General features: G+C 38.3%; 21 protein-coding genes. All 21 read right to left on the bottom strand.

Annotated elements, in window-relative coordinates; genetic code table 11:
* Positions 1 to 225, bottom strand: a complete 225-nt coding sequence (locus tag BLW31_RS24655) for a cupin domain-containing protein (RefSeq protein WP_227034474.1) — start codon at positions 223 to 225, stop codon at positions 1 to 3.
* Positions 156 to 1,340, bottom strand: coding sequence for a sugar phosphate nucleotidyltransferase (locus BLW31_RS02845; RefSeq protein ID WP_227034457.1), 1,185 nt, complete (start codon positions 1,338 to 1,340; stop codon positions 156 to 158). Before BLW31_RS02845 ends, BLW31_RS24655 begins: the two co-directional genes overlap by 70 nt.
* Positions 1,331 to 2,473, bottom strand: a complete 1,143-nt coding sequence (locus BLW31_RS02840) for a glycosyltransferase (RefSeq protein ID WP_010539232.1) — start codon at positions 2,471 to 2,473, stop codon at positions 1,331 to 1,333. Before BLW31_RS02840 ends, BLW31_RS02845 begins: the two co-directional genes overlap by 10 nt.
* A 3-nt stretch (positions 2,474 to 2,476) precedes the next feature.
* On the bottom strand, positions 2,477 to 3,487 hold the full coding sequence (locus BLW31_RS02835; protein WP_171033283.1) for a glycosyltransferase family 4 protein: 1,011 nt from the start codon (positions 3,485 to 3,487) through the stop codon (positions 2,477 to 2,479).
* A gap of 28 nt (positions 3,488 to 3,515) precedes the next feature.
* Positions 3,516 to 4,127 carry a serine O-acetyltransferase gene (locus tag BLW31_RS02830; protein ID WP_010539234.1) on the bottom strand — a complete coding sequence of 204 codons (612 nt, stop codon included), beginning with the start codon at positions 4,125 to 4,127 and terminating at the stop codon, positions 3,516 to 3,518.
* A complete protein-coding gene (locus BLW31_RS02825) occupies positions 4,114 to 5,298 on the bottom strand; it encodes an O-antigen ligase family protein (RefSeq protein ID WP_010539235.1) in 1,185 nt (394 codons plus the stop codon). The genes BLW31_RS02830 and BLW31_RS02825 overlap by 14 nt, the downstream gene beginning before the upstream one ends.
* A gap of 575 nt (positions 5,299 to 5,873) precedes the next feature.
* Entirely contained in the window at positions 5,874 to 6,830 is a 957-nt protein-coding gene (locus BLW31_RS02815; RefSeq protein WP_010539237.1) for a glycosyltransferase family 2 protein, read from the bottom strand.
* A 1-nt stretch (position 6,831) separates the two neighbouring features.
* Entirely contained in the window at positions 6,832 to 7,977 is a 1,146-nt protein-coding gene (locus tag BLW31_RS02810) for a polysaccharide pyruvyl transferase family protein (RefSeq protein WP_010539238.1), read from the bottom strand.
* A gap of 3 nt (positions 7,978 to 7,980) precedes the next feature.
* Positions 7,981 to 8,862: an SDR family NAD(P)-dependent oxidoreductase gene (locus BLW31_RS02805; RefSeq protein ID WP_010539239.1), complete on the bottom strand. Its 882-nt coding sequence runs from the start codon at positions 8,860 to 8,862 to the stop codon at positions 7,981 to 7,983.
* A gap of 3 nt (positions 8,863 to 8,865) precedes the next feature.
* Positions 8,866 to 10,581 carry a 2-succinyl-5-enolpyruvyl-6-hydroxy-3-cyclohexene-1-carboxylic-acid synthase gene (menD, locus tag BLW31_RS02800; RefSeq protein WP_010539240.1) on the bottom strand — a complete coding sequence of 572 codons (1,716 nt, stop codon included), beginning with the start codon at positions 10,579 to 10,581 and terminating at the stop codon, positions 8,866 to 8,868.
* 10 nt (positions 10,582 to 10,591) lie between these two features.
* Entirely contained in the window at positions 10,592 to 12,121 is a 1,530-nt protein-coding gene (locus tag BLW31_RS02795; RefSeq protein WP_010539241.1) for an MATE family efflux transporter, read from the bottom strand.
* Positions 12,122 to 12,209: 88 nt separating this feature from the next.
* Positions 12,210 to 13,526, bottom strand: a complete 1,317-nt coding sequence (locus tag BLW31_RS02790) for a UDP binding domain-containing protein (RefSeq protein WP_010539242.1) — start codon at positions 13,524 to 13,526, stop codon at positions 12,210 to 12,212.
* A gap of 34 nt (positions 13,527 to 13,560) precedes the next feature.
* Positions 13,561 to 15,486: a polysaccharide biosynthesis protein gene (locus BLW31_RS02785; protein WP_010539243.1), complete on the bottom strand. Its 1,926-nt coding sequence runs from the start codon at positions 15,484 to 15,486 to the stop codon at positions 13,561 to 13,563.
* Positions 15,487 to 15,570: 84 nt separating this feature from the next.
* Positions 15,571 to 16,119: a UpxY family transcription antiterminator gene (locus BLW31_RS02780; protein ID WP_010539244.1), complete on the bottom strand. Its 549-nt coding sequence runs from the start codon at positions 16,117 to 16,119 to the stop codon at positions 15,571 to 15,573.
* Between the two features lie 625 nt (positions 16,120 to 16,744).
* On the bottom strand, positions 16,745 to 17,953 hold the full coding sequence (locus tag BLW31_RS02775; RefSeq protein WP_010539245.1) for a tyrosine-type recombinase/integrase: 1,209 nt from the start codon (positions 17,951 to 17,953) through the stop codon (positions 16,745 to 16,747).
* Between the two features lie 371 nt (positions 17,954 to 18,324).
* Entirely contained in the window at positions 18,325 to 18,621 is a 297-nt protein-coding gene (locus BLW31_RS02770; protein ID WP_010539246.1) for a radical SAM family protein, read from the bottom strand.
* A 200-nt stretch (positions 18,622 to 18,821) separates the two neighbouring features.
* Positions 18,822 to 19,601 (bottom strand): hypothetical protein, encoded by a 780-nt coding sequence (locus BLW31_RS02765; protein WP_010539247.1) that lies wholly within the window; start codon positions 19,599 to 19,601, stop codon positions 18,822 to 18,824.
* A 750-nt stretch (positions 19,602 to 20,351) separates the two neighbouring features.
* Complete coding sequence (locus tag BLW31_RS02760) at positions 20,352 to 22,046, bottom strand: DUF3987 domain-containing protein (protein ID WP_010539248.1); 1,695 nt, start codon at positions 22,044 to 22,046, stop codon at positions 20,352 to 20,354.
* A complete protein-coding gene (locus tag BLW31_RS02755) occupies positions 22,043 to 22,465 on the bottom strand; it encodes a sigma-70 family RNA polymerase sigma factor (RefSeq protein WP_010539249.1) in 423 nt (140 codons plus the stop codon). The genes BLW31_RS02760 and BLW31_RS02755 overlap by 4 nt, the downstream gene beginning before the upstream one ends.
* Before the next feature lie 1,188 nt (positions 22,466 to 23,653).
* Positions 23,654 to 23,980 (bottom strand): DUF3853 family protein, encoded by a 327-nt coding sequence (locus tag BLW31_RS02740; protein WP_029425697.1) that lies wholly within the window; start codon positions 23,978 to 23,980, stop codon positions 23,654 to 23,656.
* Between the two features lie 230 nt (positions 23,981 to 24,210).
* Positions 24,211 to 25,164: a hypothetical protein gene (locus BLW31_RS02735; RefSeq protein WP_010539253.1), complete on the bottom strand. Its 954-nt coding sequence runs from the start codon at positions 25,162 to 25,164 to the stop codon at positions 24,211 to 24,213.
* Positions 25,165 to 25,462 lie beyond the last annotated feature (298 nt).

The following is a 25,462-nucleotide window of genomic DNA, read 5'->3' as shown; positions in this document are numbered from 1 at the left end:
TTATTCACTCCAATTCCACTCAAACCTCTCAATATCCTCCTCTACGAGTGGATTACCACTCTGAACTTCAATGAAGACAAGAGGAGTGATAGCTGTGATAGCATGGAGGTGCTCTACAGGGATAACGACTGTATCTCCAGCTTTCACTTTCTGTTCTACGCCATCAAGGACAAAAATACCTTTGCCTTGTACGAAAGTCCAAACCTCTGAACGGTAGTGATGAATCGGTAGGAAATGTTCTTGCCTGAGTTGAGAGTAATACTCTTAGTGAACGAGTGCTGACCGCCTTCGTAAGTGGAGTCATCAAGCACACGATATATTCCCCAACGACGCTCTCCACACATTGGACGAGAGATGAGATTCTCTACAGCTTTCTTTATCTCCTCTAAATGCGTTTTGCTACACACAAGTATACCATCTGGACAAGCTGCCACAAGCACATCCTTCAAGCCATTCACATAGATAGGATTCTGGAACTCATTGATGACATAAGTGTTCTCACAATGAGCACCCATTACAGCATTGCCAAAAACAGATTTGTGGAGCTCATTGGTAAGGGTATTCCATGTGCCAAGATCTTTCCATTCTCCTGCAAAAGGAACAACGGCAACTGATTCTGCTTTTTCTGCTACTTCATAATCGAAGGAGATCTTTGGTAACTCAGAATAACGATTACGAGTATCTTCAAATGAATTTAATGCAATGTACTTCTTCACGATGTTCATCATGTAGCCCAAGCGGAATGCGAATACTCCTCCGTTCCAGTATGCGTTTTCGGCAAGGAGCTCTTTGGCACGCTCTACAGTTGGTTTCTCAGTAAAATATGAAACCATCTTATACTCGTTATCACTAGCAATGGGCATCACATATCCATACTTCTCAGAAGGATAAGTAGGTGTAATCCCCATGAGTACGAGTTCTGCGACATCCCGCTTCACGCACTCGACCATCTTACCGATAGTCTCGAAATAATCAGCTTCAGTATAGGGATCACAAGGCATGATGACAATAACTTCATCGTCTGCACAACACTTTGCAAAATGCAAGTAACTTGCTGCAAGAGCGATAGCAGGAAAGGTATCTCGGCACTCTGGTTCGGTGACTACCGAAACGGTATCGCCCAATTGGTTAGTGATAATATCAAGTTGGCTTGTATTGGTAGCAAGAGTGATGGCGTTAGTCAGTCCTGCAGCCTTTGCTTGACGCACTACCCTCTGCACCATCGATTCTATTGTTCCGTCTTCTTTCTCAAGAAGAGGAAGAAACTGTTTACTTCTTACATTGTTTGAAAGCGGGCACAGACGCTTGCCTGAGCCACCGGATAATAGTACTAATTGCATATAGTCGTAATTTTCTGATATACATTTAGGGTAGCTTTAGCCGCACTTTTCCAAGAATAGAGTTTCTTCAGATGTTGAACTCTTTCCCGTATAGCATTCTCATCAATAGTTTGATCTATGTAACGGACTAACAAATCCCTTAACGAGACAGAATCCTCATTTTTGAAGAATAAACAACCGTCCAATTCATTACCATCCTCACCTCTCATCGTCTCCATAAACGATGGAAGATCGGAGCAGATTATCAACTTGCCAAAATTGATTGATAACAGAAGAACTCCACTCTGTGAAATGGCACGATATGGAAGCACAACAATGTCCGAATCATTGATTTCCTGATGAAGTTCTTCATCATCCAAGAAATAAGCCTTCCACTTGATTATTGAATCTTTGTCTTTAGTTTTAAACTCTTCCAATAAACTTTGACTGATACCACCTACAATACGAGTTTCTATCTTTGCCTTTCGTTCCTCATCAAGGCCACAAACCGCATCAACCAAAACATCTGTTCCTTTGTAGTAAGATTGACCACCGAATTGAAGAATATGTAACTTCCCGTCTTTTCTATTTCCAAAACTCATTGTTACACCCTCCGGTTCAAATACACCATGGCAGCAGACACAGACAGTGTTGGGATTTAATCCAAATTCTCGAACCACATCCTCCTTGCTAATCTTCGTATGAACGATAAAAGCATCTATCTGCAAACAAGCCTCACGAAACCTTGAATTATATGCTTTTTTGTCCTCCGCACTCATATTATGTGGATAGACATTGTGGATTGTCAATACAAGTTGTGTTTTGCGCGATAGTTTCTTGAAACATTTCAGAATGGGGATTTCCCATCCATTAACTTCCATAAATGGAAGCCATTGAAGATGAAGAACTTCTGGCTTTTTACAGGCAACCATTACCAAAGTATAAACATAATTCAGAAGACCTTCTGCAGCCTTAGTAAACCTCTTGAAAACATTCTCCGAGTTCTTATATTTCCTTGGAACCAATGACAAAAGCCCTTTACCTGGTCTTAGCATTTTAACTGATTCCCTTGAAACCAATTGTTGTATCGCACTAACCAAAGCTTCATCATATCTCTCTACTCTGCCCGAGAGGTCTTCAATATAGTATCGCATAAGCTAATAGGCTTTATATAAAGCTAGATAAGATTTTGTGGTATTTACTATGTCGTAGTTCTCGAAAGAGCGTTTACAATTTCGTCTTATCTGCTCATATTCATTCTCTGATTTTGATAAATATTCACACATCGTATTATAATAATCATACTCTGATGAAGATTTTGATAAAAAGCCATTCATCCCCGACTCAATCACATCTGGAATGCCACCAACATTTGAACATATTGGTATGCACCCTACAGATAAAGCTTCGAGCAATGTCACAGGCAGACCTTCCCAAATAGAAGGAAGACACATAGCATCACAATGAGCCATAATTTGAGGTATATCATTTCTTTCCCCAAGATACTTAATCCTATCGCAGAGGTAGGGTTCTAAGGAGGTAAAAATTTCCTTCTTTTGCTTAGATCCCGCAATTAGCAGAACAATATCGTGCCCTTCCTGGATAAGTCGATTAAATACCTTACACAATACAAGTTGATTCTTTGGCGTATCTATTCTTCCTGCATGTATGAACAACTTAGTTTTGTCTGTAAGCCGAAACTCAGCAACTGGATTCTCACTGGATATTACGGGGCGTGGCACTCCGTTATATACTAAATCATTATGGCAATTATACAGATCGTCGAATGACTTTTGTGAAGTATTTGAAATTGTCACAGGATGAATATGTGCTTTTCTGAAACAATACTTTTTCCATGGAAAGAACTTTTCATCCCATCCTAAATTTTCCATTTTTGCATCAGAATGAACAGTATAAAAAAACTTTGTTTTCCGATGTAAGAACAACACAGATAATGCATAGTAGTAGAATTTACTATGTACATGAACAACATTATATTTGTTATTTCGTATTGTAGAAAGAATCAAGAATAACTCTTTTAAGGAAAACCCTTCTTTACTTTTCCCCAAAGTGATTTTCTTTATTCTGGGATCGAGTTTATACCAAAACACATCTGTTGGTTTAGGTTCAAAGATACTACAGACTGTAACATCTTCGGTCTTTATCATCTCGTTTGCCAATCCGCAGACCATTGACTCAACGCCCCCTCCGGCCAAGGAATGGTGTATCTGAAGTATTTTCATTTCGCAAAAAATAAATATTTTGACTAGAATTATTAGAGCTGATAATCTTAGCTGGAACGCCTCCAACAGTACAGCCGTTTTCACAAATAATATCATTGACTACCACTGCATTGGCAGCAACTGCAACATTAGACGAAATTGTTACATCACCAATGATCTTTGCACCACTCCCAATAAACACATTGTCACCAATCGTAGCAGCCCTTGAAGATCCATTTGTTGCGCCAATGGTTACACCTTCATGAATTCTGCAATTTGCACCAATTGTTGCACCTTTTGCAACTACTATAGTACCATAATGAACTATTGCCAACCCTGGTCCAAATGTATTAATAGGAATTGAAAATCCTAATTTCATAGACAAATTATGAAAACGTAACTTTTCTATCACTTTCATTATAAAATTCTTTCTTCCACCTACATTTGTATAATACTCTAGCCAACGAAGACTTCTCTGATATCTCCATATTTCGTCCGTAAACATACGAGGACGCTTATAGTTGATACCTAATGCTTTTTTATCACATTCAAGATAATATTTAAGTTCTTGCTTACTTGTTATCATATTCAAGTTGATTTAAAACCAAGCTATTATAATATGCATCTGAATGTGTCGCAACAAGTATGAAAAATGCAATCAGCCACAAATCAATATAGAATACATAAAATAATTGATCAAATGCAAATATTACTCCAAAAACGAGGAAAACTATAAATTTACGATCTAATGTTGAGCGAAATCTTATCCACTGCTGCTTGATAAAATAGTATAGTAAATAACAATATAGAAACAAGCCGACTATTCCATTGTTTGCAAATAACTCCGCATAAGAACAATGTGAAAAGTGTTTATTAATAGAATAATCAATGTAATTACCAGCTCCAACACCGAAAGGGAAATAATTAAATCCGACTTCTATTGCATCCCACATGAGATACCATCTAGAATCTTCCTTTAACTCTTTTTGGGATCTTATTGCCAAGTAACTATTATCATAGATATCCAACGCCATAGGAAGAATAGCAACTGTAGCAACAACAGCGCACAACAGGAATAACATTCTAGTACGAGAGGATGATTCTTTGAAATATCTCTCATATATTAAAAAACAGATTAAAGGAATTTGAATTATTAAGACCTGCCTTGATGCAGTCACGATAGCGACAAAAAAACTTATAGGAATCATTGCAAGAAAAAGAATCTTAAATAGTTTCCTATAATTAATTGACTGAACCATATCAGACAACAAAAAAGCCGCCATCGTTGCATAAAATGTATAATACGCCATAGTGTTCGCATTGAGCTTAGCATCGTTCAAACGGTCTGCATCACTTGACATTTCCATAACAACCAATGCGTTATTATACGAATAATACCAAGCCCCTAAATACAATACGAAGAACGTTAAATAAAGATACTTACGTACCTGAAAGTATTTTCCATTTGATGCCATTATGTAAGTCAACAAAAAGGCACCAAGTATTCTATGCAGCTCTCTACTTGCAGAGGCAGGGTAATCAGCCCATAATGCAGAAAAACAATCCCAAACATAAATTACTATCAAGATTGCTTCATATTTGTTTGGAGCAACCTTGCCTGAGCGGATGTAACTTAATAAAAAAGCTAATGGAATCGCAATATATAATGCTACTGTATTTAAAGCATCAGAATTAACCGAAACAGCGGCTGCAAAAAAGAGACTTGCAATTATTATAAAATCCCTTAACGATTTCATTTTTGATTAATTATTCTAGACCGAATCAACTTCGACGGATTGCCACCAATGACTGAATACTCTGGAAAATTTTTGCATAATACACATCCTGCTGCTACTATACTACCACGCTTGATTGTGCGTCCTGGTGTTATCAGTACATCTCGTCCTATCCATACATCATCTTCGACAACAGTAGGAAGTATTGGCGTGTGACCTTGATGACACATAGGGATGTCTGTCCTTATAAAAACATGGTTGTCTTGTAAAATAAAACAATTTGGTCCCATCATAACATACCTACCAATTATCGTTTTACTAGGAATCGTGCAATTTATACCCAAAGCAGACTCGTCACCTAATTCTATATCAAGACCGCACCCGAAATTTGCTTTCCTTTCAATATTCACATTCTTACCACAATACTTAAAGATGTGACGGCATAAGAAGTATCGAATCTTTCTACTTACCCCCCAAGTATTACATTATAACTACCTGGTAACCAATAGGCTATTCCATAATATAAAGCCAAATAAAAAAAAACTGTGATTTTAATATTCCTTCCTCGTATTTTCATAATTCGTTAATGTTGCTTATTATTTCACACGACCTTTCTTTCTCGGATAAAGGTGCATTGTAGCCAAAATAACTCTTATCTTTTTTGATAAACTAACGTGTTTCGAAAGCAATACTTTAATGTTGATTCCTCCAAATAGGTTACGCCACAGATTGTAATACTCCTTTTCATGAATTAGAGGATATAACACCGATCTAACAAAATCCTGAAAGATAATTTTTCCTACATCATACTCTCCTTCATTTTTGTGATTATCAATCACTCTGAGTAATATTTCAGAATTATCAATCAATTGCTTTGACCTAATTATACAAGATTCTCTGTTTAATGTCTTTGTAATGGATGTTGGATTGAAGTAGTACTTGTAGAATGGGCAATCGATGTAAGATAGAGTCTTACAATTGAATAAAGACTGAATACAAATTACCATATCTTCTCCCAATGCACCTTGGGGAAATTCAATATTATAATAAGACATTCTGCTAAACATTTTATTGCAAAGAGACCATGGATCTATTTGCAATAGACAGTTCTCTACAAGTTGTCTTGGAGAATTTGCATGGCACGCATTGACTCGTTTGCATTCTTTATTGCCATCAGTTATTTCATAATCACATACTACAACATCAGCATTATTAGTTATCGCCTTATTATACATTGCCTCATACATCCTCACATCTATCCAATCATCCGAGTCACAATGAGTAACATACTTGCCTGTAGCATTGAGCATCCCCCATCTACGAACAATAGCTTGACCAGAATTTTGATCCATACGATGAATAACGACCTGATTTTTGCGATTTGGATATTCTTCAAGTATGTTTTTTAGAACATCAATAGATTTGTCTGGTGTACAATCGTCAATAAATAAATATTCTAAGTCATCAAGCGTCTGCTCAAAGAGGCTTCGAGAGCATCGCTCTATATATTTTTCGACTCCATAGACAGGGATGATTATACTTACTTTTGGCATATTATTTCAGTTGATTCAACAACAATGTCTTACATTCATTTCGCTTTTCTTCAAGTATAGTATTCACACCTATCCAATTGATAGGTTTTGAAAAATCCACACCATCAAGATGCTCCATATCCAGAAGACGATCTTCAAGGTGAAATACCTTAAGTAACGATGTGAAACGGCTCATTCCTCTATTGGCATTACCAATTACCCAAAAAGGCTTATTGAAAATGATTGAGAACACCATTCCATGAAAGCTATCTACTATAACCATATCTGCATCCATAAACGCACGAAGCCAAGTTGTAACACCAGGAAATACACAATCTTCAATACGAGTCTTAACATCCTTACGAGTACGGTTTTCTGCCTGACATTTAGGCAAAACTTGAAAAGGCTTCAGACCTTTCGCTTCTGCAACTTTCAGGATGTATGATGTTTTCTTTGGATCAGGATCAAGGATATAATTAAAAAGAGTTCCGGAAGATTTTGGTTCTTTTTCTACATTAATCAAACTAATGTAGTCTTCCTTCCTAAGAAGCATCGTTGGATCAAGAACATGAATAGCCATTACACCAAGATGCTCATTACAAAGTGACACACCAGAATCCTCTCTAACAGTAACAAGATCAAACTTCTGTAGAAGAGTGGCACATACATCTGTCTGCTGTGGAGTGAACTCCCATTTATCTGTTCCGAAACTTGCAGCGTACGACAAACGCTTTACATTCTTTCTTTCTGTAAAGTCTAAAAACATAGAACTAAGAAATGAGTTGTAGCATGGTCGCCAGCACTGATCACTACCCACGACATACGCATCATACTTTCCCTTTTGTGCACAAAACAGAAATTCACGATAAGAATGTACTGGCTTTGTATGGGTAATATAAGTATCAATAAAATGATTGGTGTTTCGCCATATCACAGACAGTTCTTTCTTTGAGGGTTGATATCTTGCAATTGGATTCTTTTCAGGAAACCAAGTTGATAGGAACTGTACCTTCATTCTATAAAGTCTTTCATGCAAACCCTTTGGTGCCCCCCAGTCTATAGTTTCAACCTCATGACCTGCACGAATAAGCGTCTGCTGCAAAGCGTAGTTTTGCAACAGTCCTCCATAATTAGCATGAAGCGGTTGGGTTAGTATTCCGATTTTCATATTTTAACTTTCCTTTAACCCCAGGCTTCTACCACCATCAACGGCTATGTTCTGACCTGTTACAAATGATGCCTCCTCTTTACAAAGGAAGTTTACTACAGCAGAAATATCCTCTGGCTTACCAAATGTTCTCATCCAATTTGTATTTCCGAGACGTTCCATGGCATCCATTGTTACTTCTCCTCTCTGTACTATACCTGGAGCAACACCATTGACCGTAATGCCATATCGTCCCAATTCTTGTGCAAGAGATTTGACGAAAGCTATGCTTCCGCCTTTACTAGCAGCATACTCACTGAAACCTGCTTTTCCTTGAAGTCCAATAACGGAGGTAATGTTGATTATTCGACCATATTTGTTAGCTATCATAAAATTTGCAGCCTCTTTCGCGCATATCATAGCTCCACGAAGGTTGATGTTAAGTATCTCATCAAACACATCCACATCCTGTTCCACAACATTATTGGCTTTACCTCTAGCACTTCCTCCTGCAGAATTCACCAGAATATCAATATGGCCTTCATTTTCATTTGCAATATTCTTGAAAGTCTCTTCGATAGATATTGCATCAAGGACATTCAACTGAATAGCAACAGCTTTTTTCCCAGCAGCAATAATCTCATCAACTACAGGCTGTGCACTTGTAGGACGTGAACCACACACATATACCTTTGCGCCCTCAGCTGCCAAACGGAAAGCACACGCACGCCCAATTGCTCCTGATCCACCAGTGATAACAGCAACCTTACCATCTAGTTCAGTATGCTCATCAACCTTGATTATATATGGACGAGTTACTTGAAAAGAAGAATAACGCGAACGAAGAAATTTGCCAATCCGCCCGCGAAGGTTGATTCTGTTACGAATTCTCTTGGTTATATTCATAAGCTACTTTTTGAATATTCTACTTAATTTTCCACTAACTTTCTCACTGAAAGAACGTTGATCCTGACTTTTCACATAATCGCTGATGCAGTATCTATCTTCAGAAAGATTGGTGAAAACCTCCAATAATACAGGCATATCAATACTACCATCAAGCAGAACCTTTACTCCAGCATCTACTTCCTCTTTATTTGTAGCAGTCAAATACTTAAAGCCAAGAGATTCTGCCCAGCCCTTAGCGATCTTGTTTTCTCCAGCTGCAAGATAGATTGGAAGGTCTGCAGTTGCAGTTCCTCTTGGTCTATCATACATAACGGCACCGCCTTGATTATTGATAAGAAGGATTCGAGTTTTCTTAGACAGATGACGAATACAAAGGCTATTCATGTCATAAAAGAAAGACAACTCGCCTGTGATATAAAACAAAGGTTTGTCACTATCAGCACCAAAACCTACGGCTGTTGACATGCTACCATCAATACCGTTAACACCACGATTGCAATTGACACGAATACTATCCTTTATAGGAATATAGTGTGCCATGCGAATAGTCTGGCTATTGGCAAGTTGGAGATCACAACTAGCGGGTAACTGACTCATCAGTTTGGTTATAGCATAAAGTTCGCAATACTGCATGTCTGGAAGTGTAGGAATATCCGCAATTGCCTTCCATTCGGCAAAATATGAACCTTTAGTTTTGCTCTCACAATTCTCAACAAGCATTTCAAAGAAACAAGCTTCAGGCATCTCAAATATATCCGTCAAAGTATGGAACGGATCACACACCTTATCTTCCATTCCTACTTGCCAATGCTCAGCATGTCCATTTTTAAGATAAGATTTAATCTCGTTGTTAAAAATATAATTTGCACCTACAGAAATGACTACATCGGGCTGCAATGCAGGAGCTTGTTGCTCTTTCATAATGCTCATTGTAATCGTTGTGTTGATAATAGCATTATTAGCATGGCAGTTGGACATTTTATCAGTCAAAACCGCTGCATCATATTTCTCTGCAAATACATTCTCTGAAGCCTCTACATCCTTGAGTGGAACAACAGCTTGTCCCCAGATGATCATCACCTTCTTGCCTTTGAGTCGTGAAGATACAGACTTCCAGTCGACTGACTTCATTGGTAGTTGATGGAGTGTTATCTTGCGGACATCAGGGAGAGATTCAACATCATATGCAGTTCCATGATGGGCGGCAAATGGAATATTGATATGAACTGGACCTCTTCCGTGATGAGTCAGTTCAATCAATGCCTCATTGATAAGGCGGTTGCAATACCATTCATCTCTTGGAGTATCAATAACAGGAAGTTGACAATGATATTTCGTACAACCAATGAAAGTACTAGCCTGATCATACATCTGATCCTCACATTGGTTGAGTAACTCAGGAACACGATCACTCGATAGTACAAGCAAAGGAAGACGCTGGTAAAATGCCTCTACAATCGCACTTCCATAATTCATGCAAGCAGTACCAGAAGAACAGGTAACGGCCACAGGATCACCACACTCCTGAATTAAGCCTAAAGCGAAAAATGCTGCACTTCGTTCATCGACTACTAAGTACAACTTAAACGAACCATCGGCTTGTAACGTATTTATTAGCTTATTATGACGGCTTCCTGGAGAAACTACAACCTTCTTAATCCCAAACTTCTTCAGCAAAGCAACAAGCTGAAGTACCATTTTGTCATTAACGTACATAGTATATTACTTATTTTTTGATTTTCAATAGAATAGGCTTCATTATTGCGTTTCGTTCTTGAGTTGTCATACCAAAAAACAAGGTTGATATTACTACTCCTATCACACTAACAGATCCCACTGCCAAAGTCGTAAGAATTGATGGGATAAGCAAAATATGCATCATGATAGGTATCGCAGATGATATAACAAGAACAATAATACACCTAACCAACACTTCTCTTACGTAGCGAATGATATTAAGATTTACACTACGACAAACGAACCATATCCGTAATGATTGAAGCACAATAACAATTGCAAGATACACATACATTGAGTACTCTGGACCTCCTCCAAGTTCGAATGCAATCCAAGCAAACGGTATGTGTAAAGCTCCGATAAGTGTAAGTGTTATCTGGTAGTTCTTGATGTTGCCAGTAGCGCCTTTTGATACTGCCAACAGGCTACTAAATGAATTTATCAAAGAAATAAATAATACAAGACGCATGAAAATAATAGCATAATCAGGAACAATCCCTAACCATACCTGTAATACCGTAGGAGCCTCAAGAACAAGCGGGATAACAAAGAATGCCATCAAGCAAAAAGCCATCTTACAGCCTCTAATTATCAAATTATGCATTTGAATATACTCGCCCGCTGCATATGTCTTTACAACCTGTGGATTCAGTGCTACAAGGAAATTGCTTGCAAATTGAGTTACAATACCATTGACTTGATTTGCGATACCTTGTGCAGCATTGACAGCAACAGTAAAAAACATATTGACTACAATTGCTATTCCTTGCGTATGCAAAATATAACCAAGATTTCCAAATACTGTCCATCCTGAGAAAGATAGCATCTGCTTCATCATCAATTTGTTGCGTTTAAGAGTAAAATGCCTGCATTCTTCAAAATTCTTAATGCCGTAATTTACGTACACCACGCAGTTAATCATACTTACTAGCATAATCAATGCTGCATAAATAATCAGTTTGTCATATGGAGCCCAAATGATGGCAAAGGCAACAAGCAATTTCAGTACCGCTTCAACAATGCTAATGTATGCAAATGCCGACATTTTTTCATGCGATATGATTGTGGCGTTATATGGAACAGTAAATACTCCGAAGATTGCAGATATGATCGAAAATTGATATACCCAATTAGCAGCTCCTAATCTACCTTCTGGAATGTTCATATAATTATTCAAGAACCAAAGCCCTACCGTTTCTGCAATAATAAACATGCAAAAGGACACTCCAAAATGGATTTGTTGACTTGTTGCAAAAACCTTGTTAACTGCTTTCTGATTATTTTTGCCCATCTCAACATTTAAGAATCGTTGAGTTCCAGATGCCATTGCTTGATTAAGAAATGAGAGGATTACAATAATGCCACCTACTACATTGTATACACCATAATCATCTACTCCAAGCTCTCGCAGGATAACTCTACTGGTATAAAGGCTGATTACAAGTAGTAGAACCATCCTAAAATAAAGCATCAGGGTGTTCTTCGCTATTCGTTTGTTATTTGCTGACGTATCTAGCATTTAATAAGTTATCTTTTGAATATATTATTTTGTGGAATACATGGAGTATTTGATCATTTAGCTACCTGTACATGCTCTCTGTTTACCGTTAATCACGACGAAAAATGTCTCGTGTATATACCTTGTATTCTACATCTATAAGACAATCATCAAAACGATTTGCAATGATAGCATTAGACAATGCTTTGAACTTTGCAAGGTCATTAACCACCAATGAGCCAAAGAATCTTTCACCATCAGCAAGGGTTGGCTCGTAAATAATAACCTCTGCACCTTTCGCCTTGATACGCTTCATAATTCCCTGAATGGCACTTTGACGAAAATTATCAGAATTGGACTTCATGGTCAGACGATATACCCCGATCACTATATTTTGTTCTTTGTGGACATCCCATTGACTGGACGCAGTGTAACAACCAGCCTTAGCCAGAACCTGATCTGCTATAAAATCTTTTCTTGTACGGTTACTTTCTACAATAGCACTCATCATGTTTTGAGGTACATCCTGATAGTTAGCCAAGAGTTGTTTCGTATCTTTCGGTAAACAATAACCACCATAACCAAAACTAGGATTATTATAGTGCGTACCAATACGAGGATCTAGACCAACACCCTGTATGATTGACTGAGAATCCAGACCTTTCATCTCCGCATAAGTATCCAATTCATTAAAATAACTGACACGCAAAGCGAGATAGGTATTCGCAAACAATTTAACAGCCTCTGCCTCCTTGATACCCATAAAAAGAATAGGAATATCTTCCTTGATTGCACCTTCCTGAAGCAATGCAGCAAAAGTATGCGCAGCCTTCTCCAGGCCAGGAATATCCGCAATAGACTTAATCGCTTCGTTTTCCTCGTCGAACTGCTCGCTATCAATCAAATTTGGATAACCGACAATAATACGACTTGGATACAAGTTATCATAAAGGGCCATACTCTCACGAAGAAACTCAGGAGAAAAAAGCAAGTTAAGCTTCTTGACTCCCTTTCGGGCATACTTCAAATAAAGTCCACGACAATATCCTACTGGAATAGTAGACTTGATTACCATCACAGCATCAGGATTGACACTTAAAACCAGATCTATGACATCCTCTATATGATGAGTGTCAAAATAGTTCTTCACCGGATCATAGTTAGTAGGAGCTGCTATAACCACAAAATCAGCATCACTGTAGGCTTTGGCACCGTCAAGCGTAGCGGTTAGGTTCAATGCCTTTTCGGACAAATATTTCTCTATATACTCATCCTGAATAGGCGATTGTTTACGGTTAAGCATATCTACTTTCTCAGGAATCACATCGACTGCCGTCACCTGATGATGTTGCGACAAAAGCGTTGCTATGCTAAGACCAACATAGCCGGTACCTGCAACAGCAATCTTTAAATCTTTCATATCCATTGTTGATTTATGTTAGTGTTATAGATTATTCTGATTATTTATCTAGAACCTCAAACCGAGGTGAATTCTTGGATTTAAACTCCGGTACCACTTTCTTCATCAACCTCACTGTATCCATGATCTTTACTGTACGCGACAACTTCTCAAACTCCGCATAAGTGTCAAGAATATCAGCATATTCATAATGACGTACCTTAGCTATCATAATTTTCTTATTTTCAGTAGGAATCGTATTCTCCTTATCACTCAGGACTTCCTCATAAAGTTTCTCACCCGGACGTAATCCCGTAAACTTTATTTCAATATCTTCACCCGGACGATAACCGGCCAGTTCGATCATACGGGTAGCCAAGTCAACAATCTTCACAGCCTTGCCCATCTCAAAGACAAAAATCTCATTACCCTCACCCATAGTAGCGGCCTCCATTACCAGCCGACAAGCTTCGGGAATAGTCATAAAGAAACGGATGATATCGGGATGAGTCACTGTGACAGGACCACCATTCTCGATTTGTTCCTTAAAACGGGGAATTACAGAGCCGTTACTACCCAAGACATTTCCAAAGCGGGTAGTGATAAATTTGGTATGACCTTTCACTTTTCCCTCACGAATAGCACATCCCAGACTCTGTACATAGATTTCTGCCAGACGTTTCGAGCATCCCATTACATTGGTCGGATTCACCGCCTTATCGGTAGAAACCATGATCATTTTCTCAGCTCCGTATTCTACAGCCATATCAGCAACCTGACGCGAACCGACCACATTGACCAGCACAGCTTCACAGGGATTTTCCTCCATTAACGGAACATGCTTATAAGCAGCAGCATGGAAGATTACCTGAGGGTGATAGATATCGAACACCATACGAAGACGCTCTTTCACGCGGACATCTCCAATGACAGGAACAAAATCAAGACCGGGATAATTCTTCTCAAATTCCAGACGGACATTATGCAGAGGTGACTCGGCAGAGTCAAACATGATCAGTTTCTTGATATTCATCTGAGCCAATTGCCGGCAAAGCTCGCTACCAATACTACCGGCAGCTCCTGTCACCAACACAACCTTGCCACAAAACTCTGTCATCACCTCCTCCATATTAATATGAATTTCTGAGCGACCCAGCAAATCCTCAATCTTGATAGGACGTACCCACTGGTGGAAACTTCCGTTTTCGTCAGCCTCACTAATACTCGGAGCTATCAGTGTTTTCAACCCGTTTCTTTTACAATACTGAAGCAAACGTCCTTCCTCTTCACGGGTATTCTCATAGCGGGCAAACAAGATGCCTCCGATACATTTCTTATGAATCAGTTTATTGAAACAATCTTCATCTTTAAAAGAATAAACAGGAAGATCAGCCACACGCCGAATAGAATTACCTGTTCCGTAAATACAAAAGCCTACAACTTTATAATGAGAACTGTTCAGTAACCGGACTTTCAATGCCACACTCTTATCATCAATACCATAAATCAGAATACGCATATTCTTTTTATTCAGTACATTCAGCAAGAATTCATAAACAATAATCAACTGTATACGAAACCCAACCATAACAATAAAAGTAAGCATAGCGTCAAACAGTACAAAAATTATTTTCTGACTGTTATGTAATCCCGTCTGTGGCAGAAGAAACCAAATGACAATGGCTATGCAGACAGCCTTTATGAGCACACTTCCCGCCAACCTCCATAATTCCTTCAACTGGGAAAAACGGATCGTATTACGATAAGTATGAAATAGAGTAGCCCCCAAAACACTCGATATAACTGAAACCGCCAAGATATGGAAAAGCGAAACTATTTCTTTGGAAGTTTCCGTAATATAATGAATGCCAATAAATGACACCCAAGTACACAGTAAAGCTATGAATGTATCGATTCCCAATACAACCCAATAGCTAAAGTAGTTTTTCTGTAAATAATGAATAAAACGGTCAAATGCGTGTTTCATAATTTAAATCCCCCAATTAATTATCATATATTCTTACAACGCTGATTATAAACAACTAGAATAATAGTATATAATCGTACATAATTATATTATTTCTATCAAATCAGGATTTACTTCTACACCCACCGAAAAGAAATTAGGCAGTTCGACAAGAAGACGTTTGACTTTAGAACCACGAGTAGTAAGCAGACGGCCTTCATAACCTTCAAAAGGACCTCCAATAATACGGATCATACGACCATACATTGTATCGCTTATCTCTTCAGGTAAATAATATTTAGGATTTTCCGAACCTCTGACAGCACGTATAAAACGCTCCATATCCAAATCGGCAACCATCATAGGCTGACAATAACCGCCACCTTTCTGATAACGATATTGAAGGGTCGGTATTTTACGAACAAACATATCTAGAACTTCTCTTGTATCGTGGATAAAAAGCAGGTCCTGCATAAACGGTACTTCTTCACGGATTCGTTTACCATTTTTCAACTTTAACCGCCATTGCATAGGAGTAAATACTTCTAGATGTTCATCACTGAGCTGCTTATAAGCAGGTAACTTGGCGTTAGGGCGTTTGAGGTCACGCATCACATACCAATGCATCCGTTGTTCATCTTTCAGGAGCGCCATAAAACCTCAAGCCAATAGTTCTAATCCTACCTGATTACATACAACGCTATATATCAAGTAGTTATCATCATATTTCACAAAAGTTAGAGATCTCTCCCCACTATTATTAAACTTTTTCATCTTCACCATACAAGATGCATTCAAGGTCTATTTACAACCTTACTTTTTATTTCTCTCTATAAGATAAATAAAAAGATGTAATATTTAATTCAATAGTTTAAATATCAGATAGTTATAATCATTATATAATTGATAATGATTAAACATCTGTTAAGTAAATCCTTCTCTAGAAGAAGCAATTACCCAAGATTATATATGTTTTATGCTATTATTTCCAATAAATTACGTACCTTTGTGCCCGTTAGTATTTCTCTTATAGAGAGAACCATATTTTGCTAAACATATTTAGCTTATATCAATATTATCCCTTCTTGTAGTTTCTCTTTAATAGCTAGTGCGATATCATTAATGACTATTAAACCGTTCCGAATTCCCGTTTTACTTTGTTATACCCTTGCTTTAGGAAAGTTTTAATATGCAAAAAAAATAACAGTAAACCATACATATCCTTTGATACATATTGCCGATTTACAGTTTCATGGCTATATTGTAGATTATCTCATCTCTACAATGACTTAAGAATAAGACTGTTCGCCTTGTCTACCAAAGAAGCATCCAATGAGGCTAGATAAATGCGAGTAGTGTTCTCCGAGTCATGTCCCATAGCTTCACTGATAACAGACAAGGAGATATTTTTACTTTTGGCAATACTAGCCCAGGCGTGGCGGGCAACATATGTAGTTAAAGGTATGGATAATCCTAACTGCATCCCAAGTCTCTTCAGTTTTAGATTCACCAAATGGGCAGTTTTTTTATACTGTTTCCTTCCGTCCACTTCCATATCTCGTATAATAGGTAGTAGGTAAGGGCTCCCCTGAGTATCATACTTGTTAATTATTTCTTGCATTGGCTTCTCCCATTTGATGAACAACTGTTGCCCTGTCTTCTGTCGGCGATAAGACAAAATACCATTCTGCAAGTCTTTCTTTCTCAAAAAAGCCATATCAATGAATGACATACCACGCGTGTAAAAAGAAAACATAAATATATCCCTTGCATAAGCCAGAGAAGGACTCTTTGTTAAATCAAGCTCCCTCAAACGGCGAATCTCCTCTAACGGAATAGCACGTTTAACCGTCTTGTCTATCCCTGTATATACATATTTAAAAGGACTTCGCTGAACCGTCAAGTCCTTCTCCACAGCACGATTATAAATAGCCCGAAGATTCCGCATATAATAAGAGGTGGTATTCGGACAAATACCAGTAGATTTTAAAAAGCTCTCATATTTCATCATCAAACTGGAATCAACTTCTTCCAACAGGACATCTTTCCCTTTACGGAAACGTATGAAGCTGTTTAATGTAGTCATATAAGTTTCAGCAGTACGGTGTTTCCCGACTTGATTTAACTCTTTGATAAGATTTAGAGTAAAGGATACAAAACCATTATTCTCTGTGGATGCACAATAAAGCTCCACCAGACTATCCGAAGTATAAGCAATGCCTGAACGTTCAAGACGAGTAATAATATTCTTCAGTCTTATACTATCCTCCATCAGAGAATTCTTCAAAGAAAGCAAGTAATCTCTTCGACTTTCACTGGTTGCTGAAGGTAGAATAACCTCCGAATGTATCGCATCCCATTCTGCAGGAAACAACTTGTATCCGGTATGTATTTGTCTTACTATACGTTTATGAATCACTTGATAGAAAAGTGTACCTTCTTTCGTAGCAACGGAAGATGCACGGAATTTTACTTTTACTGTTGCCATACAAAATTATTTCTCTAAATAAATTATAATCAAACGTAAACTTATAGATATTGAATGATCTGAATAAAACGTTTTATCTGAATTTAACAATAATCACTCTCCATAATTCACATTTCATTATTTCTTCACTACAGAACATACAATAATCGAAATAACTTGTTGCTTTACCTTATTTTAATAACTAATTCTTGTTTTTTATACTCCCAAAGCTTTCCATACAACAGATTTCCGATTCACTGAACTTTCCTAAGATTTCTTTTTTCAGTATAAAAAATCCGTCACATATCTATCTCATCCAACACAAAGCATTCGCCTTAACCTCAATTTGGTAGATTTCTCCAATTTTGCTTTCAACATCCTTAGCTCATTTGCTATCGGCTCGGGGAGAGCAATGTCGTATCGTGAGTTACGACCAATATTCTCCTGCTGGGGTGAACACATTCTGACGGGACATTAGCTGCCCATTCATCCGTACTGCTGCCTACAAAGATAAAGTTGCCTTCACCCAGATTCACTTTCAATTCCTTCAGCTCCAGATGCAAGGGAGGCAGGAAAAGTTTACGTCTCATAAAACAATACGCACAGGAGTGTTCACATTCACCTTTCAACGGGTTATATGTATGTGAAACGAAAGCATACATATTCCCTGTACTTTTATTCAGTGCCATACTAGTTATTTTTTAAAAGTTCGTCGTTAATAATTTATTTAATACTTGATACACAGTTCCAGTCCTACGACCGACTAATCTTGTCATATCAACTAATAGCCAGTTTATAATTCCCGACAGTCCAACAGAATCATATTTTTCACGGCTCTCCGGAAAATAGTTGTCTTCTCATCCATAAGACATGTTTTTTATAACTGGCATTAATGTAGAGGTTTCATTAAGGGATTGGGATGATTCGGATTCTCCTGAATGGTCAACCGGTCCATATCTTCCTTTTTCTGCCACATATAAGCCTGATACTCCGGACTGTCCTCTTCCGCCCATTCAAGATTGAAGGAGTTGTAATTCAGGTAATCCTGATCCTTATGCAGTACCCGCGGCCTGCTCATCAGAGAGTTATCACCGGCTACAAATTCGGCTTCCGCCATAAGAGCATCAACACGCGCACGTCTCTCGTCAATAGAACCATAACGGTTCTTACGATAATAGCATACGTAAGGATCCACAGAAACCAGCCGATCCGTATCGCTGTCACCGATTACCGTGACTACAAACAGTTTTTTCCTTTTATCAAGTATGGTACCATCCGACCGTACCACCAGTCCGTTATCCAGCTTTCTTTCCTTGTCGATCGGAGAATACTTCGGGACCTGTTTCCATGTAAGATTCAAGGCATGACAATTGCCCGGATTATTATCCTTATGAACCGGTACATATTTCCTGCCATCCCGGGGCATAGGACTGAAACAGATGGCTACAGCTTCATCAAGAGGTATTTCTCCATGGCTTTTCGTATCCAGATATTTACTTCCGTCCGGGCGGGTATGGATTTGCAAGGCATGGTTCCAGGCTGGGTCTTTATATTCCCTATAGGCATATGTACCTTCACGGTTTACCCAGATATTATATATTCCACAATATCTCATTTTTCTGCCGTCGATCTCTTTTTCGAACGGCTGTTTTTTATTGTTTTTATTCATAATTTTCTTTTAATTTTATATAATTATTCATACTAGTATTCGGACGATTAAAAAGATATCTCCCGAATTGGTTTTCTGTTGTTTCTACAAATATTTCATATTGCGCATTCCCCTCCTGTATAGCGTCCACCGGTACCTGTTTCAATAACCTGTCCGGATTTCCATACTTTTCGTAAATAAGCCATAGGTGGGCTGGACAGATCAGTTCTTAACAACCATTCAATGCAGAGCCCGGTTGCTCATAATACAAAAGGGAGTTGATGAAAATGGAACCTCAGTGAGTATCGGGAGAAATTAGTTTCGATAGTTATCTTAGGTGTTTTCAAAGTGCCATTGATAATATACTAAAAATCGGTTAGTACACCTTAATATACACCTGAGCAAGGACCTTTAGTGCTGTTTCGAAACAAGTAAAGATATATAAGTTTATTATTGAACTACACTAGTGTGGAAATCAGATTAAGAAGACTTTACTCGACAAAAGACAAACTCTATTTTGACTACTAGATTAAGAGCGTATGAGTTATTGTCATCATGTCCATTATCATATTTAGGGTGTAGCGTTTTACACCCTATAAGGATAGATAGTCTTTTCATTTATAAGTAATTGATGTACAATGCTATTCGTTATAATATGCTGAATTAATAAAATACTCATACATTCAGCATTTACACCCCTATGAAACGGCATTTACACCCCTAAAAAAGAAAAAAGGAGAACACCATTCGGTTATGTCCTCCTTATCCGTATTAACTTAATCCGATTTCTCTCTCATACTTTCTAAAAGCATTTCTCACATCATTCTTACTCACTCCAATCAGTTTGGCTATCCTTCCATAACCCAGCTGATTACCATTTTCATCGAGAGTTTTCCACAAAGGATACCAGCAGTCAATTTCCTCGTCTGTTAATCTTCGTCCCGGCCGTGATTCGGTTGGCATACCCATCTTCGGGTACACTCCCTTGTAATACTGGCAGAGAAAACGTTCCATGCAGTGGTTGGCAAGATATTCGGTCAACTTACAAATCGCCCTACATGTCTTCGGAACGTCTTTCCCGGGTTCACCGGCGAGCATATGCAGCACTATGGCACCATGGAAGGCGACAGTGGCCATGCGAAGGGAAACTTCTTTTCTTGTCTCGTCACCCATCTCCTTCTGTTTCTCGATCCAATGCTTCAGAGTACCGAATACATAAGAGAGATCTGTCCGGTGTTCGTTGGCAGGAATATCAATACCCTCTTTTGTTCTTCTGAAGCAATACTGTTCACGCCACTTGTCAATCCGGTCACGTATTTTCTCCAGTTCTTCACCCTCCGGTAAGTCAAACTCCGGAATTGAATGACCCAGTTCGGGAATTGCACAAAAACAAACACGTGAGGCGGTTCCATCTTCATACTCCTCCTCTTTAAAGAAACGTCTGACAGCCTTGGGAGTCCCGGTGAAGGTGTAATTGAAATACACGAGAAATGTACCGCGACATTCATTACGGGTATGCTTGTTGTCCAAAGAAATACTCTCGTTGGAGAATGCTTTACGTAACAAGTCACTGGAAAGTCCGCCACCTTTGGCGAAAGATTGACGTACGGTATCGATCTCCGTCTCCATCGAATAGAAGTATACATCATGATTACCAGCTACAAGCTCCAATAATCTTGCTTTTGAGATCTCGCTGCCTATCGTTTGGATAATCTGGTCAGGCTTGTTACTCCTGGCCTTCTCTCGGTCCTCCATAACCACTCGATGAAAGAGATCCTGTTCATACACATTTTTAAAGATACTCTTTCCCGAACCCTGCGCTCCTACAATCACAACCTGCAAACTGGGAGAATGAGACCGTCCGTCCATATATTGCGCACGCACATTCGAGAAACAGAGTGCACCATAAGTTCCAAGCAGATGTAGAAGCATGGCAGGCCTGAAGCCACTAGGACAACCGTTCAGAATAGTGCTGATGTGAGGAATAGCGGAGTAACCCGGCATGGGGAACTGAGTATCGAACCATTGTAACCACTCACCAAGAGCAGGTTCTTTATCTATCGTTTGTTCGCCAACCGTTTTTTTTCCCATAAGACCAAAATCCTGACGAATCGTAATAACCCTAGATATCTCATCAGTCTTTACCTGACTGATCTCCTTCGCTTTTTTGATATCCAGATCACACTGATGATCTTTTTCTTCCATTTTAAGTCTGCTCGCTTCCCTTGCCTTGTCATTTTCAAGTTCGTTTTTCTTTTTCTCTTCGTCAATCTTAACCTGTCCAAGCTTTTTCTTAATTTCGGGTAAAGCGTATATTCCAATTACACCTATACCAATAACAAGACAACCACCAATTTTCCAAAGAGTTGAAGCAGCACCTTTGTAGCGTCCACTAACTCCCCCTAGTCCAACTTTACCTCCTACATCGATTATAGAGTGGGACATTGCCTTTACTTTATTACTCATAACTCATGTTTATTAATTAATAATCTGTTATTTTTAACTTCACTGTTAATCATCTGGACTGTGGAATAGGCCTTATCGGTTTTGGCGGTCTTCTTTCTACCTGACCTGGCCAAATACCTGTCTACACTAACCAATGATACACCATACTCGGCGGCAATCTGTTTATGGGACGTTCCCTTTTTAGCCATCATATTCCATTTTCTGATCATACCGGACGTAATCCTAGTTCTCGTACGTTTTTGAGAAATAGCCGTTTGTAACAGTATAGCTGTTTCCATATCATTCACCACATCATCAAATACGATAGACATCTTTTTTGTCTGCTTACGTCTCTTGACAAATCGGTCACAGACCCATACACTAATAAAACCTGCGGCTGTTATGCCAAGTACTGATGCGATTGTTGTTGTATAGTTCATAACTGATTCCTTTTAAAAGTAGTTCTAATCTTATTAATTCGGCTCACAACCCGGACCTTCTTCGGTAAGTGGAAACCTCCGGTCGTTAGTTGAAAGATTCTCCAAGAATATCTTAAATCTGTTACTACCTCTAGGCTTCCCCTATTCCGTTTTATACAGTTATCGCTCTTTATATTCTGCCAGTTTGTACCTGTTGACATCCGCTTACGCTCTTCCTGCATACGATGAATGTGAAATTGTTCGTTCTCTTGCATTTTACATAAAGAAGCAATTTCAATCTCCCTCTGCTTGTTTGCGAATACATCATTCTGCTCCTTTATCCTACCGTGGGATTTAATCGCCGTTATAAGATAACAAACAGAACCTAAAGCAACCAATGCGAAACCTGTCCCTATAAAAAGGTATTCGGTTGTCTTCTTAACTCCCGGTATCTCGATGATTCGAGCAATGTTGTTTGAATCAGGTATTAATCTCATTTTTGTAATTTACTTTTATTTATTAGACTATTTATATGAACATTATTAAGTTTCAACTTGATTTGAAGTGCCGCATTGTTCGCGTAAACCTCCTCATCTAGTTCAATTTGCTTCTTGTACCTATGATGAAGGCAACAAAGGCCAAAGCCAGCAACACTTAGAATTAAGTATCTACTACCCAATTTTAGGATACTAGGGAACGAGGGTAAACCTTTGCATTTGCCTCCAGTATCATAGAGTTTCTTGATGTCTATATTATTCAACATATAATTTAATTTTATGGAGTGCTCATGTACTACCAGCAATCACTCCGGGTTAATTATAAGATTCTTTTTGTTCAGCCTCCTTATCAGCTTTTGGAAACTCTACTAAGGCGTTCTTATCATTTTGAAGTGCTGCGCCATTTACAGATTCCAATTTCTGTCCATCTTCTAAGATTTTAGTGGTTGCTTTCTAAATTTTCGAGAGCAAATATAAACAATAAGACAAAGGGGTAATCCTTTTGAAATCAAGCTATTACACAAAGATACACCTGATAGTAGGTTATCTTATACATCCATAGATTTGTACCTATTAAACTACGTATGAACTTCATTGAAGGTCAATTGACTTTTCATAGATTCTTTCTTGATTTATGAACAGACAGCTCCACTGTTGAAAACAGCCGGCGTATTTTCCAGCGAAACTGTCTATTCCGGTTAATTACCTGAGACTACTTGCGCCCCCATTTTTTATTTGACACTCTCAATATGTCCAAAGCCCGCTCAACATCAATTACAACGACCTTACCGTTTTGGGAAATAGCTGCATCAATGACACCGCTACTCTTTATGCGTTGAGCTGTCGAAACCGAACACCCCAGAACGAAGACAAGTCCGAACGTGCCGTATACCAATCCTTTATTACTTAAAGAAGTCGCTACCGGCCTGACTTCTCCGCTACCACTCTTCTGCATCCTGAATTTAAGACCTTCCAAAAAATCAGAGAGTGTAGTCTGGAATAAAGACATACCAAGGATATCTAAAATACTTTTTTCCATTCTCATATTTATTATATTTAATAATGTAATCAAGCTTGAAAACGGGGCAAATATAGACATTGTCTTTGATGTAGCAAGCTAATATTCAGATATATAAAAGCTAAAACAGAGCTATACAGAATAGCTGAAATATAGCAAGAAAATAGCTGGAATAATTTACAAGGAAACAAAAACTCCCCTTGTCTGGGAAGGGACAAGAGGAGTGGATAAAGCAATACAGAATGATGGTTTCAGAAGAGTTCATAAAGAAACACAAGAAGGAATTTCAAGTCCTTATCTTTCTCTCTTACAAAATAGTTATTCTTTTTTAGTGCAGGAGAAACCCTGTTATCATCCACTAAACCCAGTTCGGTCATTCTAGAGAAATCACATGAGGGATTCTTATTTATACGCCCGGTAAAGAGAGATTTGCCCATTTTCCATTTGTTGTGATATGGAGCACATACAATGCCAATGAACAGTGAGAAACTCCTGGGAGAGGCAATCCATTCAATGGATATGGTACCCTCAGACTTCTCACCCCTGCCAGTCAACACATAAGTCAACAATTCTAGAGATGTCTTTTCATGAAAATACTTACCCCGCATTCCATTAAACAATTTACCAATAATCTCATTGCTCAGAGGAAGGCAAAAAGTGGAATTAGAAAAGACAGGATAAGAAATAACAACTTCACTGGTTCGCTGTCCATCAGCCGCATTTTCTTTAGGAAGGGGAGACATTGTTTCAAGATGCTGGGTGCAAGAAAACAAGTCATGCTCTTTAGGCACTTCTCCGGCAAATAAATCAGAAGCACCAACGGTCTGCTCTGCCGAAGACTTATGCAACGGCTCAATATTGTTACCTTTTGAAAAGCGTCCGTTATCCTCAGGAACAGATAGCCTGATATGAACTGTAGTACAATTGTTTATTTTATATATATTCCCTGCATGCTTCCAACTTTTATGAGAAAGATTATCCAAAATGAATGTCTTGGAAATCTTAGGATCAACTACCATAAGGGTAAGCAATTTTTCTCTTATCTCCTTACCTTTGATAACACAATAAGTGACACCCGCTCCCGCAACTGCACCAGCAACAAAACAACTAACTTTCCCCCATATGGCAGAAGAAAGATGTCTACCTGTGGAGGATAACATGGAGGTATATGCATTTCCTACGATACATCCAATTGCGTTTTCCATATAATTATTTTTTAAATTAATAAAAATGGTACCCTATTTTCCGAGAACCGCCCCAAATATAAGAAAAAAATATAATTACACCATATTATCTACGTACTGAAAAAAAGCACTTATTTAGTAAACTATTCTTTATCATTAACGTCATCTTTATATTTACTCCTAATAAGCTACGTATAAACTTCATTGGAGATATCAATTTCATTATAGAATTTTGCCCTCACATTCACCAGTGAAACTGTTGTCTTTGAAGTTGCATCACTCTTTCCAATCTGCTTAACCGAATCATTAAAAGTAGGCA

This window comes from Bacteroides faecis MAJ27, from assembly GCF_900106755.1.
Lineage (GTDB): Bacteria > Bacteroidota > Bacteroidia > Bacteroidales > Bacteroidaceae > Bacteroides > Bacteroides faecis.
Note: the sequence above shows the minus strand (reverse complement) of the source record. Positions and strands in the feature narration are given on the sequence as shown.

Bases quoted from the DNA above. Each gene is read 5' to 3' on its own strand.
- BLW31_RS02845 (WP_227034457.1), bottom strand. From the start codon at position 1,340: ATGCAATTAGTACTATTATCCGGTGGCTCAGGCAAGCGTCTGTGCCCG.
- BLW31_RS02840 (WP_010539232.1), bottom strand. From the start codon at position 2,473: ATGCGATACTATATTGAAGACCTCTCGGGCAGAGTAGAGAGATATGAT.
- BLW31_RS02835 (WP_171033283.1), bottom strand. From the start codon at position 3,487: ATGATAAAGACCGAAGATGTTACAGTCTGTAGTATCTTTGAACCTAAA.
- BLW31_RS02830 (WP_010539234.1), bottom strand. From the start codon at position 4,127: ATGATAACAAGTAAGCAAGAACTTAAATATTATCTTGAATGTGATAAA.
- BLW31_RS02825 (WP_010539235.1), bottom strand. From the start codon at position 5,298: ATGAAATCGTTAAGGGATTTTATAATAATTGCAAGTCTCTTTTTTGCA.
- BLW31_RS02815 (WP_010539237.1), bottom strand. From the start codon at position 6,830: ATGCCAAAAGTAAGTATAATCATCCCTGTCTATGGAGTCGAAAAATAT.
- BLW31_RS02810 (WP_010539238.1), bottom strand. From the start codon at position 7,977: ATGAAAATCGGAATACTAACCCAACCGCTTCATGCTAATTATGGAGGA.
- BLW31_RS02805 (WP_010539239.1), bottom strand. From the start codon at position 8,862: ATGAATATAACCAAGAGAATTCGTAACAGAATCAACCTTCGCGGGCGG.
- menD (WP_010539240.1), bottom strand. From the start codon at position 10,581: ATGTACGTTAATGACAAAATGGTACTTCAGCTTGTTGCTTTGCTGAAG.
- BLW31_RS02795 (WP_010539241.1), bottom strand. From the start codon at position 12,121: ATGCTAGATACGTCAGCAAATAACAAACGAATAGCGAAGAACACCCTG.
- BLW31_RS02790 (WP_010539242.1), bottom strand. From the start codon at position 13,526: ATGGATATGAAAGATTTAAAGATTGCTGTTGCAGGTACCGGCTATGTT.
- BLW31_RS02785 (WP_010539243.1), bottom strand. From the start codon at position 15,486: ATGAAACACGCATTTGACCGTTTTATTCATTATTTACAGAAAAACTAC.
- BLW31_RS02780 (WP_010539244.1), bottom strand. From the start codon at position 16,119: ATGGCGCTCCTGAAAGATGAACAACGGATGCATTGGTATGTGATGCGT.
- BLW31_RS02775 (WP_010539245.1), bottom strand. From the start codon at position 17,953: ATGGCAACAGTAAAAGTAAAATTCCGTGCATCTTCCGTTGCTACGAAA.
- BLW31_RS02770 (WP_010539246.1), bottom strand. From the start codon at position 18,621: ATGGCACTGAATAAAAGTACAGGGAATATGTATGCTTTCGTTTCACAT.
- BLW31_RS02765 (WP_010539247.1), bottom strand. From the start codon at position 19,601: ATGAATAAAAACAATAAAAAACAGCCGTTCGAAAAAGAGATCGACGGC.
- BLW31_RS02760 (WP_010539248.1), bottom strand. From the start codon at position 22,046: ATGAGTAATAAAGTAAAGGCAATGTCCCACTCTATAATCGATGTAGGA.
- BLW31_RS02755 (WP_010539249.1), bottom strand. From the start codon at position 22,465: ATGAACTATACAACAACAATCGCATCAGTACTTGGCATAACAGCCGCA.
- BLW31_RS02740 (WP_029425697.1), bottom strand. From the start codon at position 23,980: ATGGAAAAAAGTATTTTAGATATCCTTGGTATGTCTTTATTCCAGACT.
- BLW31_RS02735 (WP_010539253.1), bottom strand. From the start codon at position 25,164: ATGGAAAACGCAATTGGATGTATCGTAGGAAATGCATATACCTCCATG.